This is a genomic window from Pararobbsia alpina (assembly GCF_902859895.1).
Classification (GTDB): Bacteria; Pseudomonadota; Gammaproteobacteria; order Burkholderiales; family Burkholderiaceae; genus Pararobbsia; species Pararobbsia alpina.
On sequence record NZ_CADIKM010000004.1, the window covers coordinates 203,136 to 216,576 of the forward strand.

Consider the following 13,441-nt stretch of genomic DNA (forward strand, 5'->3'; position numbering starts at 1 on the left):
CAGCATGAAACGCCTGAAGTGCAAGTCTCGACTCCCTGTTCTTCCTGCCTGCTTCGTCTGTGCGGTGCTCGCAGCGGCATGGCTCGTGCCCGGCAGTGCGCTTGCGCAAAGCGCCGGGCTCGGCCAAAGCCGCAATAGCGGCATCTCCGGCTCGTCGCCGCACCGCATGGGCTCATCGAGCGCAATGGAACTGTCGTCGCAGGGAAGCCGGTTCGGCGGCTCGACCGGCATGTCGGGAGGGGGTTCGGGGAATGCCTCGAACTCCATAGGCCTGCGCGGCCTTGGGGGGTCATCGGCGGGAGCCGGCTTGGGGATGGCCGGCGGGACCGGGAGTCATGCCAGTTCATCGCTTGCGGGCACGAGTTCGGGCATGCCGGGTTCACGCCAGACCAAGCCGAAATTCAAGCTCAAGCCCGCGAGCAACGACACGGCGGGATCGTCCTCGACGCACAGTCAATACGCCTATGACTATGGCGCCGCAGACCTCGGGCGCGACGCGAGCTCGATCTACAAATCACGCGACGAGGTCGCGCCGACCGATGACTATCAATTCGGCGCGACGGACACGAGATAGGCATTCTTAGTGGACGTGGTGAAGATAGCTCGACAGGAGCCGGTGCATGGAGCGGCCATCCAGGTCCCATGAGGCGGCCCCATACATCGGACTCGCATGGAGCCGTTCACGATGGAGCTGTCCGGCTCAAGCCGAGCGCAGCTCACCCACGTTGCGCGACTTGACCGGACGCGCCGGATTGCCGACGTAGACGAATCCCTTCTGCAAGGAGCGCAGCACCGTGCTACGCGCGCCGACGACGACACCATCGGCGATCGTCACACCCGGCGCGACGAAGACATCCGAGGCAATCCAGACTTGCGTGCCGATCCGCACGGGCCGCCCGCGAATCGCAAATTCGACCGACTGGTAATCATGGTCTCCCGCGCAGATGTACGACTTCTGCGAGACAACGGAATGCGCGCCGATGTCGATCTCGCCTAGCGAATACAGCGTCACCTCGTCGCCGATCCACGCGTGATCGCCGATCGCAACCTTCCACGGGTAGGTGACCCGCACCGTCGGCCGGATGATCGCGCCGACGCCGACCTGCGCCCCGAACCAGCGCAACAGCATGCGCCGCCAGCCGTAGGCGATCTGCGGCGAAGGCCGGAACAGCAGCGCCTGCACGACCCACCAGAGCTGGACGTACCAGCCCGGCCGGCCGCGAAAGCCCGCCGGCACCTTGAACTGGGACAGGTCCTGGTAGCGGCCGTGCTCGGTCATGGCCTCGACATCGGCGCTCGCCGGCGGCTGCGGCATGGCCGACGCGTCGCGGCACGCGGACAGCTGAGACACCTCGCCTCCGACGCCCACCGCCTGTCCCCGTGGACTCATAGCGCGACGGCCAGCGCTTCGGCCTCGAGAAATGCCTCGTACGCGCCCAGCAGCCCCTCTTCGAGATCGATACGCGGTTCCCAGCCCAGCGAGGCGAGCTTCTCGCTGCTCATGAGCTTGCGCGGCGTACCGTCCGGCTTCGACAGATCGTGCTCGATGCGGCCCGTAAAGCCGACCACGCGCGCAACCATCTGCGCGATTTCGAGTACAGTGAAGTCGGTCGACGAGCCGACGTTCAGATGCGAACATCGCGGCGTGGCCACCGAGTAGTAGACGTCTTTCGGCAGATTCATCGTCAGCACGCAGGCCATCGCCAGATCGTCGACATGCAGGAACTCGCGGCGCACCTGCCCCGTGCCCCACAGTGCCGTGCTTGGCGCACCGCTTTCCTTCGCCTCGTGAAAGCGGCGGATCAGCGCGGGAATCACATGGCTGTTGACCGGGTGATAGTTGTCGCCGGGCCCGTAGAGATTGGTCGGCATCAGGCTCCGGTAGTCGACCCCGTACTGGCGGTTATACGACTCGCACAGCTTGATGCCCGCGATCTTCGCGAGTGCATAGGGCTCGTTGGTCTCCTCGAGCGGGCCCGTCAACAAGGCCTCCTCGACGATCGGCTGGGTCGCATGCTTGGGATAGATGCATGAGGAGCCGAGGAACATCAGGTGTTCGATACCGGTCTGCAGGGCCTGGTGAATCACGTTCGATTCGATCATCAGGTTGCGGTAGATGAACTGGCCCGGATAGGTATCGTTCGCATGAATGCCGCCGACGCGCGCCGCGGCCAGGTACACATGGTCGATACGCTGCACGCTGAAGAACTCGCGGACCGCCGACTGGTTGGTCAGGTCGAGCTCCGACGAACTGCGCTTGACGACGTCCACGTCGCCGTCGGCCTCGAGCCGGCGCACGATCGCCGAGCCGACCATGCCGCGATGGCCCGCGACGAAGACGCGCTTCTTCCTGGATTGAGCCATGGTCTACTCCTGGCGTTCGAAAATGGGAAAGCCATGCTGCTGGACCAGCGTGTCCTTGCGAGCTTCGGTCAGGTCGCTGATGATCATCTCGCGCACGAGTTGTTCGAAGGTCGTGCGCGGGACCCAGCCGAGCTTTTCCTTCGCCTTGGACGGGTCGCCGAGCAGTGTCTCGACTTCGGTCGGGCGGTAGTAGCGCGGATCGACTTCGACGACGACATCACCGACCTTGACGCGCGGGTCGAGACCGACGTCCGAGATGATGCCGCGTTCCTTGTCGCCCTTGCCTTCCCAGCGGATTTCCATGCCGACGTGGCGCGCGGCGAGATCGACGAACTCACGCACGCTGTGCTGTTTGCCGGTCGCGATCACGAAGTCTTCGGCCTTGTCCTGCTGGAGCATCAGCCATTGCATCTCGACATAGTCGCGTGCATGACCCCAGTCGCGCAGTGAATCGAGATTGCCGAGGTAGAGACGGTCCTGCAGGCCGAGTGAGATCCGCGCAAGCGCGCGTGTGATCTTGCGCGTGACGAAGGTCTCGCCACGCAGCGGCGATTCGTGGTTGAACAGGATGCCGTTGCACGCGTAGATGCCGTAAGCCTCGCGATAGTTCACCGTCATCCAGTACGCATACATCTTCGCGACCGCATACGGGCTGCGCGGATAGAACGGCGTGGTTTCCGTCTGCGGAATTTCCTGGACCTTGCCGTACAGCTCTGAGGTCGATGCCTGGTAGAAGCGCGTCTTCTTCGCCAGGCCGAGCAGGCGGATCGCCTCGAGGATGCGCAGCGTGCCGAGGCCGTCGGCATTGCCGGTGTACTCGGGCTCCTCGAACGACACGGCCACGTGGCTTTGCGCGGCGAGATTGTAGATCTCGTCGGGCTGCACGTCCTGGATGATGCGGATCAGGCTCGACGAATCCGTCATATCGCCGTGGTGCAGGATGAAGCGGCGGTCCTGTTCCTGCGGATCCTGGTACAGATGGTCGATGCGTTCCGTATTGAACAGCGAGGTACGCCGCTTGATACCGTGAACGATATAGCCCTTGGACAGGAGAAATTCTGCAAGGTACGAGCCGTCCTGGCCCGTAATACCCGTAATCAACGCGGTCTTCGACATGGGAGATCTCGCAAGTGAAAAGTGAAAGTACGTAGTCACAGTAAAGCCTCCCAGGGAAACACAAGGCAAGCGCATTCAATTTTTTGGCGGATAGCAGCGGTAGTTTGGCGCCGTGAAACTGCTCGAAAACCCACGCTTCGCGATTGGCGGCACACGGCGATATCCTGGCGGGTCCTGGTGATTTCGCGCGTGCAAGATGCAGTTCATACGCAATGCGTCTTGCGTCGACACATCGCGAGGTCCCATGAAGATTCTTGTCTACGGCATCAACTACGCGCCGGAACTCACGGGGATCGGTCGCTACACCGCCGACATGGCCGCGTCGCTTGCTGCTGCCGGCCACGATGTGCGCGTGGTCTGCGCACCGCCCTACTATCCCGCCTGGCAAGTCGCGCCGGGTTTCTCCTCGACCCGCTATGCGAAAGAACGCAGCGAGGGCGTGCATATCTGGCGCGCACCGCTCTGGGTGCCTGCACGCCCGAAGGGTGCACGCCGCCTCGTGCATCTCGCAAGCTTCGCACTCTCAAGTTTTCCGGTGCTGCTGCGCCATCTCGCCTGGCGCCCGAACGCGGTGCTCAGCATCGCCCCGAGTCTTCTCAACGCGCCTGCGGGCTGGCTCGTTGCGCGCCTGAGCGGTGCGCATGCGTGGCTGCACGTACAGGACTATGAAGTCGATGCGGCATTCAAGCTTGGCATGCTCAAAGGCACATGGCGCAAGCGCATGGCCCTCGCGATCGAGCGCAAGCTGCTGCGCCGCTTCGATACGGTGTCGACGATCTCCGCGAAGATGGTCGAACACGCGCTCAAGAAAGGTGTACCGCAGGACAAGGTCGTCCACTTTGCGAACTGGGTCGATACGTCGGCGATTCATCCGCTCGACCTGCGCGGTCAATCGAGGAGTCAGCTCAGGGCCGAACTCGAGATTCCGGCCGAAGCGACCGTGGTGCTCTACTCGGGCAATATGGGCGCCAAGCAGGGGCTCGAAGTGCTCGCGACCGCCGCGGCCGCGCTCGCCGAACGCCGCGACCTCGTCTTCGTGTTCTGCGGCGAAGGCCCGGTCAAGATCGCACTCAACGCCATGTGCGGCGAGTTGCCGAACTGCCGCTTCATCCCGTTGCAGCCGATGGACAAGCTCAACGAACTGCTCAATCTCGCCGACATCCATGTCTTGCCGCAACGCGCCGACGCGGCCGACCTCGTGATGCCATCGAAGCTGACCGGCATGCTCGCGAGCGGCCGCGCCGTGATCGCGATGGCCCATGAGGGCACCGAACTGTTCAATACGGTCGCGCCGCGCGGCGTCGTCGTACCGCCCGAATCGCTCGAACCGCTGATTGCCGCGATCGACGCCCTCGCGGCCGATCCGGCACGACGCGAACGCCTGGGCCGCGCGGGCCGTGAGTATGCCCTCGCGGCGCTGTCGCGCGAGAGCGTGCTCGGTGAATTCGAATCGACCCTGCGCGCACGCTGCGCCGACGCGGAACCGGCGGCCACCGCCCTCGACCTGCAACAGCGCGACCTCTGATTCACGGATTTACAGCTTCCACTCAAGGGATCCCATGAAGATCACGATCGTTGGCACAGGCTATGTCGGACTCGTCACCGGCGCATGTCTCGCGGAAATCGGCAATGATGTGTTTTGCCTCGATGTCGATCCGCGCAAGATCGATGTGCTCAACAGCGGCGGCGTGCCGATCCACGAGCCGGGTCTCAAGGAAATCATCGATCGCAGCCGTGCCGCGGGGCGCCTGACCTTCTCGACCGACGTCGTGGCGAGCATCGCGCACGGCGATGTCCAGTTCATCGCCGTGGGCACGCCGCCGAGCGAAGACGGTTCGGCCGATCTCAACTACGTGCTCGCCGCCGCGCGTGATATCGGCCGGCATATGAACGGCTTCAAGATCATCGTCGACAAGTCGACCGTGCCGGTCGGAACCGCGCAGCACGTACGCGATACGATCAGCCAGGAACTCGGCAGGCGCGGTATGCGTCAGGAGTTCTCGGTGGTCTCGAACCCCGAGTTTCTCAAGGAAGGCGCGGCCGTCGACGACTTCATGCGGCCCGACCGGATCGTGATCGGCAGCGATTCCGACGAAGCGGGCCAGCGCGCGCGCGACATGATGAAGCGCCTCTACGCGCCGTTCAACCGCAATCACGACCGCACGCTGCATATGGATGTACGCTCGGCCGAGTTCACCAAGTACGCGGCCAACGCGATGCTTGCGACGCGGATCTCGTTCATGAACGAACTGGCGAACCTCGCCGACAGCGTCGGTGCCGATATCGAAGCCGTGCGTCGCGGCATCGGCTCGGACCCGCGCATCGGCTACGACTTCCTCTATGCGGGTGCCGGCTACGGTGGCTCGTGTTTCCCGAAAGACGTGCGCGCCCTGATTCAGACCGGTGCCGAATACGGCCGCACACTGCGCATTCTCGATGCGGTCGAAGCGGTCAACGACGCGCAGAAACAGGTGCTGATCGAGAAGATCACCCACCGCTTCGGCGAAGACCTCACGGGACGCTCGTTCGCGGTCTGGGGTCTTGCGTTCAAGCCGAACACCGACGATATGCGCGAAGCGCCGAGCCGCACGCTGATCGCTGCGCTGCTTCAGCGCGGCGCCTCGGTCAAGGCCTATGACCCCGTCGCGATCGATGCGGCGCGCGGCGCGTTCGCCCTCGATCTCAAGGACGACCCGGCCGCGCATTCGCGGCTCGCCTTCGTCAAGAACCAGCACGATGCGTTGCCGGGTGCCGATGCCCTGCTGATCGTCACGGAGTGGAAGGCCTTCAAGAGCCCGGACTTCACGGCGCTCAAGGTTGCGCTCAACGCGCCGATCGTGTTCGACGGCCGCAACCTGTACGAGCCTGCCGTGATGGCGGACCTCGGCTTCGAATATCACACGATCGGCCGCTCGCTTCAGCACGCGAACCGGCGTGCGCAGCTGCGCATCGCACAGGCCTGAGCGCGTCGATCCTGGGCCGCCGCGCTCACGTGAGGCGGCGGGTCCGGACACCCGATATCCCGATGGACACCATGATACTCAACACGCGGGGCATCGCACCGGCAGCACACCGGCGCACTCTGCCCAATACACTGATGACCCTGTTCGCAGGGCCGACCGTGCTGGCCGCATTGCTCATCTCACTGCTTCTGATGGCATTCAATCTGTGGCCGACCTTCAACAGCATGAGCGAATGGGACGACTGAAATGAACATCCGGCATTCGATTTTCGAAGTGGGCAGCGACGCGATCAATATCAATCTGCAGGTCCATGCCGTGATCCCCGCGGGGGGCTCGGGCACGCGTCTGTGGCCGCTGTCGCGTAAGGAATTCCCGAAGCAGTTGATCGGGCTGCTTGGCGACGATTCGCTGCTCCAGCTGACGGGCAAGCGTCTGAACGGCCTGGCCGCGAGTCATCCGCTCGCGGCCGAGAGCATCGTGATCTGCGGTGAAGCGCATCGCTTCATGATCGCCGAACAGATGCGCCAGGCGGGTATCCGCGCGCGCATCCTGCTCGAGCCCGATGCACGTAACACCGCGCCGGCGCTGACCCTGGCCGCCTTGTCGCTGACCGAGAAGGGTGAGGACGCGATCATGGTCGTGATGCCCGCCGACCATGCGATCACCGATCAGTCGGCGTTCCAGGCAAGCGTGTCGACGGCGATCCGTTATGCGGGCGACGGCCGCATCGTCGCGCTCGGGATCGTCCCGACGCGCGCCGAGACCGGCTACGGCTACATCAAGGTCGGCACCGAACTCGACGAACACGGCGGCCATCGGCTCGACGGCTTTGTCGAAAAGCCCGAGCGCGAGCTCGCCGAGCAATATCTCGCTTCGGGCCAGTACTGGTGGAACAGCGGGCTGTTCGTGGTGCGCGCCTCCGTCTGGCTCAGCGCGATTGAAAAGTACGAACCCGCGATCCATGCCGCCTGCCTCGATGCGTTCGACGGCAAGACCGCCGATGCGGACTTCCAGCGTGTCGATGCCCGGCGCTTCGATGCCTGCCCGTCGCAGTCGATCGACTACGCCGTCATGGAGCGTGTCGTGCATGTGGATTCCGGCTTCCCGACGGCGGTCGTGCCGCTCGACGCGGGATGGTCCGATGTCGGCTCGTGGGATGCGGTCTGGGACGTCATGCCCAAGGATGAAAACGGCAACGTCTCGCACGGCCGTGTGATGCTCGAAGGGTCGAGCAACACCTTCGCTCACTCGGAATCCCGCCTGGTCGCCTGCGTGGGCACCGATGACCTGGTGGTCGTCGAGACGCCCGATGCGGTGCTGGTCGCGAAGAAGTCCGCGGTGCAGGACATCAAGACCGTCGTCGCGCGCATCCGCGGCGAGGCCGGCACCGAGGCGACCTACCATCGCAAGGTCTACCGTCCGTGGGGCTACTACGACTCGATCGACAGCGACACGAACTTCCAGGTCAAGCGGATCGTCGTCAAGCCGGGGGGCACGCTGTCGCTCCAGATGCACCATCACCGCGCCGAACACTGGATCGTCGTCAAGGGCACCGCACGCGTGACGCGCGGCACCGAGACGTTCCTGCTGTCGGAGAACCAGTCGACCTATATCCCGCTCGGTGAAGTTCACCGGCTCGAGAACCCGGGCAAGACTCCGCTCGCGATGATCGAGGTGCAGTCGGGGTCCTACCTCGGCGAAGACGATATCGTGCGCTTCGAGGACACCTACGGACGATCGTGACAAGACGGGGACGGGGCGGCCGACGCCCCTCCCCCACAAGGAGCCTCGATGGCAAAGCTCGGCAATACGGAATTCCTGACGGTCGTCTCCAACACGCCACTGATCGCGCTCGACCTGATCCTTCATGACGAGCAGGGCCACTACCTGCTCGGACGGCGCGTCAACCGGCCCGCCCAGGGATCGTGGTTCGTGCCGGGCGGCCGCGTGTGCAAAGACGAGCGTCTCGACGATGCGTTCGCGCGCCTCACACGCGAGGAATTGGGCCTGAACAGCGCGCAGCGTTCCGATGCAGAGCTGATCGGCGTCTATGAGCACTTCTACGGCGACAACTTCAGCGGCAAAGACGGCGTTTCGACGCACTATGTCGTGCTCGGTTATCGCTTCAGCTTGCCCCGGCGCCTCCCGCATCTGCCGCTCGACCAGCATTCGGACTATCGCTGGGCGAGCGCCGAGGACATCCTGCTCGACGAATCGGTCCACGAGAACAGCCGCGCGTACTTCGTGACGGAAGCGGTAGCGGCATAGCGCGGCAGGAGCACCGGAGTGCTCCCGCGCTTTGCCAGCTACGCACCGGTGAACACGAGCTTCGCATTGGTCAGCTCGCGTGCGCCGAGCGCGCCGAGTTCTCGTCCAAAGCCCGAGCCCTTGACGCCACCGAATGGGGCGCGCGGATCGGAACGCACGAAATCGTTAATGAACACGGCGCCCGCCTGGATTGCACCGGCCACGCGATTGGCCCGTTCGGGATCGCTGCTCCATACCGCCGCCCCCAGACCGAATTCCGTTGCATTCGCGAGATCGATCGCTTCCTGTTCGGTCTTGAACGTGAACAACAGCGCGACCGGCCCGAAGATCTCTTCACTCACGATCGGCGCATCGTGCGCGAGACCCGTGATCACCGTCGCCGGATAGAAATTCCCCGCACCACCGGGCATCGTGCCGCCCGCAAGCAAGATGCCGCCCTGCTCGAGCGCCGCCTGCACCTGCGCATGGACCGTGTCGCGCAGGTCCGCACGCGCGAGCGGCCCGAGCTGCGTGTCGGCCTGCAGGGGATCGCCGACGCGCAGTGCCGCCGTGCGCTCGACAAACGCCTTTTCGAACTTCGTTGCAATCGACTCGTCGACAAAGATCCGTTTCGCGGCGATACAGCTCTGCGCATTGTTCGAATAGCGCGACGTCACGGCACACTGGACCGCACGGTCGAAGTCCGCATCGTCGAACACCACGAACGGATCGGATCCGCCGAGTTCGAGCACCGCCTTCTTGCCGTGTTGTCCCGCCGCCTCGGCTACCGCGCGGCCCGCCTGGACACTGCCCGTCACTGTCACGCAGGCCACGCGCGGATCGGCGATGATCGCCGCCACGGCATCGCGCCTCACGGCGAGATTCAGATACAGGCCCTCGGGGCCGCCCGCGTCGAGCACCAGTTGCTCGAGTGCCTGCGCACAGCCCTGCACCGTTTCCGCATGCTTGACGAGCACCGTGTTGCCGGCCAGCGCGGTCGGGATGAAGAACCGCAGCACCTGCCAGAACGGCAGGTTCCACGGCATCACCGCGAACACGGGTCCGAGCGACTGATAGGCGACACGCGCATTGAGGCCCTCGATCGGCATCGGCGCCAGATATTCGGGACCCTTCTCGGCGAAATGCCGTGCACCGGCCGCAGCCTTCTTGACTTCAGCGATGGCTTCGGCGAGCGGCTTGCCCATCTCGAGCGTGATCAGGCGGCCGTATTGCTCCGCGCGCTGCTCGAGCAATCCGGCGAGCCGGACCAGAAAGGCCGAGCGCTGTTCGAGCGAGGTGCGCGACCAGCTCTGCCAGGTCGACCACGACCGGGCCAAGCGCGCCTCGATCGCAGCGACATCATGCCCCGCATAGGTCTCGAGCGCTTCGCCGGTAGCCGGATTGCGTGACTGAAAACTCATGACGTCTCCTTGTCTTATGTATCGATCAACAAACAGTATTGAAGCGTTCGACACATATCGACAGGACTTCGTCGCCCGGACGCTTCCACCAGTTCTGCGAAGAAAAAATCTCGACTTCCTGCGGCCCGCGATACCCTGCGGCTTCGATCGCCGCACGGATCCCGCGCAGGTCGATCACGCCGTCACCCATCATGCCGCGGTCGAACAACAGGTCGCGTGTGGGCACCAGCCAGTCGCAGATGTGATGGGCGAGAATGCGCCCCGCCGCACCCGCACGCGCGATCTGTTGTTCGAGCATCGGATCCCACCACGTGTGATAGACATCGACGGCCACTCCGATCCCGTCGCCGAGCAGTTCGCAGATGTCGAGTGCTTGCTCGAGCGTGTTCACGCAGGCGCGGTCAGCCGCATACATCGGGTGCAGCGGTTCGATCGCGAGCGGCACACCATTCGCTTTCGCATATGGCAACAACTTCGCGATACCTTCGGCGACCATTTCGCGCGCCGCGCGGATGTCGTGCGATCCTTCGGGCAAGCCGCCGACCACGAGCACCAGACAATCCGCATGCAGTGCCGCGGCCTCGTCGACTGCGCGCCGGTTGTCTTCGATCGCCGCTTCGCGGCGCGCCGGATCGCAGGCCGGAAACATACCGCCCCGGCACAGGCCCGTCACGCGCAGCGCATTCGACTCGACAATGCGCGCCGCTTCGGCCAGGCCGATATGCGCAACCTGGTCGCGCCACGGCGCGATCGCGTGAATACCTTGCGCCATGCAGGCATCGACGGCCTGCGCCAGATCGAACTGTTCGCGCACGGTAGCGAGATTAATGGAAAGACCTTCGATAGGCATGGAGTCTTGAAGTCCGGTTTCAGAACGCTATTGGGCCACGCCGCCGACCGTGAGCAGCGCGCGCATGCGTGTCGCGGCAAGCTCGGGGTCACGCAGCACGCGGGCGGTGTCGGCGAGCCGGAACAACTCGGCGAAGTGCGGAAGCGAGCGTGCACTCTGCTGGCCACCGACCATCTGGAAGTGATCCTGAAGTCCGTTCAGATAGGCGAGGAACACGACGCCGGTCTTGTAGAAGCGGGTCGGCGACTTGAAGATGTGGCGCGACAAAGGCACGGTCGGCGCGAGTATCCGGTGGAACGCCGCGACGTCGCCGTTTCCCAGATCCGCAAGCGCTGCCGCCGCCGCCGGTGCGATTGCATCGAAGATGCCGAGCAGCGCATGCGAATAACCTGCCTCGTCCCCGGCAATGAGTTCGGCGTAGTTGAAATCGTCGCCCGTGTACATCTTCACGCTCGCCGGCAGGCGCCGGCGCATCGCGATCTCCTTGTCGCTCGACAGCAGTGAAATTTTGATGCCGTCGATCTTGTCGGTGTGCGCCTCGATGATGTTGAGGCAGACATCCATTGCCCGGTCGTGATCGCCGCCCCCCCAGTACCCTTCAAGCGCGGGGTCGAACATCTCGCCGAGCCAGTGCAGGATCACCGGCTGCCGGACCTGGCCGAGGATATGGCCATAGACGCGCGCATAGTCCTCGGGACCCCGCGCGGCCTGGGCGAGCGCACGACTCGCCATCAGGATGATCTGGCCGCCGAGCGACTCGATCGCCTCGACCTGCTCTTCATAAGCGCGGATCACGTCATCGATCGTTACGTCAGGGCCCGGCTCCAGATGGTCCGTTCCCGCGCCGCAGGCGATCAGCGCCCCGGGGCGCCCTTGTGCCGCTTCGAGCGAATGCCGGATCAGCTCGCGCGCATGCGTCCATCGCAGCCCCATGCCACGCTGCGCGGTATCCATCGCCTCTGCTACGCCGAAACCGAGATCCCACAGGTAGTGACGAAACGCGAGCGTGCGTTCCCAGTCGATTGCGACGTCCAACGCGGGATCGATGTTCGCGAGCGGATCGGTCACGACGTGTGCCGCGGCATAGGCGACGCGGTTGAAGACGGGACCTGGTTTCCCCACCCCCGCCGTCTTGCCTGCGCCTGCCGAGTCCGTCGCGCCGATGCGCGTCGCAGGAATCTCCAGCGGCGCGTTGCGTACCGTATAACGCTCGATCCGGCCATCGTCGAACGGCAGCATCAGCGACTGCGTACTCATGCGGCACTCCGCACCGCAGTCTCGGCTTCGAGGCTCGGCACATCGAGCCAGCGACGTTCGGCCCAGCTCTTGAGACCGAGTTCGGCAAGCTGCACGCCCTTCGCCCCTTCCATGAGATCGAAACGCCACGGCGTGCCTGCCACGACGTGGCGAATAAAGTCTTCCCACTGGATCTTGAAGCCGTTGTCATAGACCTGGTTGTCCGGTACGGGCTCCCACTGCGACGCGAAATCCATGGTCTGCGGCTGGTCGGGATTCCAGACCGGACGCGGCGTGTTCACACGATGCTGGGTATGGCAGCGCGTGAGTCCCGCGACAGCCGAACCGAGCGTGCCGTCGACGTGGAACGTCACGAGGTCCTCGCGCTTGACGCGAGTGGTCCACGACGAATTGATCTGCGCGATCGCACCGCCTTCGAGCTCAAAGGTCGCATAGGCGGCATCGTCGGCGTCGGCCGCATAGGTCTGGCCGTTCTCGTCGACTCGCTGCGCAATATGCGTCGCGCCCAGGCAACTGACCGCCTTGACCTTGCCGAACAGATTGTCGAGCACATAGCGCCAGTGGCACAACATATCGAGGATGATGCCGCCGCCGTCCTTCTTGCGATAGTTCCAGCTCGGCCGCTGCGCAGCCTGCCAGTCGCCTTCGAATACCCAGTATCCGAACTCGATGCGCACCGACAGGATGCGGCCGAAGAACCCCGAGTCGCGCAGCATCTCGATCTTGCGCAGGCCTGGCAAGGCGAGCTTGTCCTGCACGACACCGTTACGCACGCCACGCTCGCGCGCAAGGCGCGCGACCTTGAGTGCATCGTCGAGCGTTTCGGCAATCGGCTTTTCGCAATAGATGTGCTTGCCGGCTTCGATCGCCTGCGTGAGCAAGGCCGTGCGCATCTGCGTCGAGCCCGCATCGAAGAACAGCGTGTCTTCAGGATTCGCGAGCGCTGCCGCGAGCTCGGTCGTAGTGCGTTCGATGCCGTGCTGGCGCGCGATGCGCGCGATCCTCTCGCCGTCGCGGCCAACCAGAATCGGGTCGGGCATCACTCGGTCGCCATTGGGCAGCAAGACGCCGCCTTGCGCGCGAATCGCGCAGATCGAGCGCACCAGATGCTGGTTGTAGCCCATGCGTCCTGTCACGCCGTGCATGATCAGGCCCAGTCGTTGCGTTGCCATCTTGCCGTGTCTCCACTTATGAGTTGCTTGTTGTCTTGTCTGCTCGTGGCA

At 64.3% G+C, this 13,441-nt stretch carries 13 protein-coding genes; 6 read left to right on the top strand and 7 right to left on the bottom strand.

Annotation, left to right across the window (positions count from 1 at the left end):
* Positions 1 to 4 precede the first annotated feature (4 nt).
* On the top strand, positions 5 to 574 hold the full coding sequence (locus HV670_RS06700) for a hypothetical protein (protein ID WP_175103965.1): 570 nt from the start codon (positions 5 to 7) through the stop codon (positions 572 to 574).
* Positions 575 to 700: 126 nt separating this feature from the next.
* On the opposite strand, the gene HV670_RS06705 is transcribed toward HV670_RS06700, so the two are convergent.
* The 3 genes from HV670_RS06705 to gmd are packed head-to-tail and all read right to left on the bottom strand — an operon-like array spanning position 701 to position 3,480.
* Positions 701 to 1,351, bottom strand: a complete 651-nt coding sequence (locus HV670_RS06705; RefSeq protein ID WP_343054344.1) for a putative colanic acid biosynthesis acetyltransferase — start codon at positions 1,349 to 1,351, stop codon at positions 701 to 703.
* Positions 1,352 to 1,386: 35 nt separating this feature from the next.
* Positions 1,387 to 2,364: a GDP-L-fucose synthase family protein gene (locus HV670_RS06710; protein ID WP_175103967.1), complete on the bottom strand. Its 978-nt coding sequence runs from the start codon at positions 2,362 to 2,364 to the stop codon at positions 1,387 to 1,389.
* Positions 2,365 to 2,367: 3 nt separating this feature from the next.
* A complete protein-coding gene (gene gmd, locus HV670_RS06715) occupies positions 2,368 to 3,480 on the bottom strand; it encodes a GDP-mannose 4,6-dehydratase (RefSeq protein WP_175103969.1) in 1,113 nt (370 codons plus the stop codon).
* Positions 3,481 to 3,724: 244 nt separating this feature from the next.
* On the opposite strand from gmd, the gene HV670_RS06720 reads away from it, so the two are divergent.
* The 5 genes from HV670_RS06720 to HV670_RS06740 all read left to right on the top strand — a co-directional run bounded on the left by HV670_RS06720 (position 3,725) and on the right by HV670_RS06740 (position 8,711).
* Positions 3,725 to 5,005 (top strand): glycosyltransferase WbuB, encoded by a 1,281-nt coding sequence (locus HV670_RS06720; protein WP_175103971.1) that lies wholly within the window; start codon positions 3,725 to 3,727, stop codon positions 5,003 to 5,005.
* A gap of 34 nt (positions 5,006 to 5,039) precedes the next feature.
* On the top strand, positions 5,040 to 6,443 hold the full coding sequence (locus tag HV670_RS06725; RefSeq protein WP_175103973.1) for a UDP-glucose dehydrogenase family protein: 1,404 nt from the start codon (positions 5,040 to 5,042) through the stop codon (positions 6,441 to 6,443).
* Between the two features lie 62 nt (positions 6,444 to 6,505).
* Entirely contained in the window at positions 6,506 to 6,688 is a 183-nt protein-coding gene (locus tag HV670_RS06730) for a hypothetical protein (protein WP_175103975.1), read from the top strand.
* A 1-nt stretch (position 6,689) separates the two neighbouring features.
* Positions 6,690 to 8,186 (top strand): mannose-1-phosphate guanylyltransferase/mannose-6-phosphate isomerase, encoded by a 1,497-nt coding sequence (locus tag HV670_RS06735; RefSeq protein WP_175103977.1) that lies wholly within the window; start codon positions 6,690 to 6,692, stop codon positions 8,184 to 8,186.
* Between the two features lie 48 nt (positions 8,187 to 8,234).
* Positions 8,235 to 8,711: a GDP-mannose mannosyl hydrolase gene (locus tag HV670_RS06740; protein ID WP_175103978.1), complete on the top strand. Its 477-nt coding sequence runs from the start codon at positions 8,235 to 8,237 to the stop codon at positions 8,709 to 8,711.
* A 38-nt stretch (positions 8,712 to 8,749) separates the two neighbouring features.
* Here the strand turns inward: HV670_RS06740 and HV670_RS06745 are convergent, their stop codons facing one another.
* From HV670_RS06745 to HV670_RS06760, 4 genes are read right to left on the bottom strand one after another with little or no spacing between them, the layout of a single operon-like run.
* Positions 8,750 to 10,111: an NAD-dependent succinate-semialdehyde dehydrogenase gene (locus tag HV670_RS06745; RefSeq protein WP_175103979.1), complete on the bottom strand. Its 1,362-nt coding sequence runs from the start codon at positions 10,109 to 10,111 to the stop codon at positions 8,750 to 8,752.
* Between the two features lie 25 nt (positions 10,112 to 10,136).
* Positions 10,137 to 10,961 (bottom strand): sugar phosphate isomerase/epimerase family protein, encoded by an 825-nt coding sequence (locus HV670_RS06750; RefSeq protein ID WP_175103980.1) that lies wholly within the window; start codon positions 10,959 to 10,961, stop codon positions 10,137 to 10,139.
* A gap of 27 nt (positions 10,962 to 10,988) precedes the next feature.
* Positions 10,989 to 12,218 carry a dihydrodipicolinate synthase family protein gene (locus HV670_RS06755; RefSeq protein WP_175103981.1) on the bottom strand — a complete coding sequence of 410 codons (1,230 nt, stop codon included), beginning with the start codon at positions 12,216 to 12,218 and terminating at the stop codon, positions 10,989 to 10,991.
* Positions 12,215 to 13,390, bottom strand: a complete 1,176-nt coding sequence (locus HV670_RS06760) for a Gfo/Idh/MocA family protein (RefSeq protein WP_175103982.1) — start codon at positions 13,388 to 13,390, stop codon at positions 12,215 to 12,217. Before HV670_RS06760 ends, HV670_RS06755 begins: the two co-directional genes overlap by 4 nt.
* Between the last annotated feature and the right edge of the window lie 51 nt (positions 13,391 to 13,441).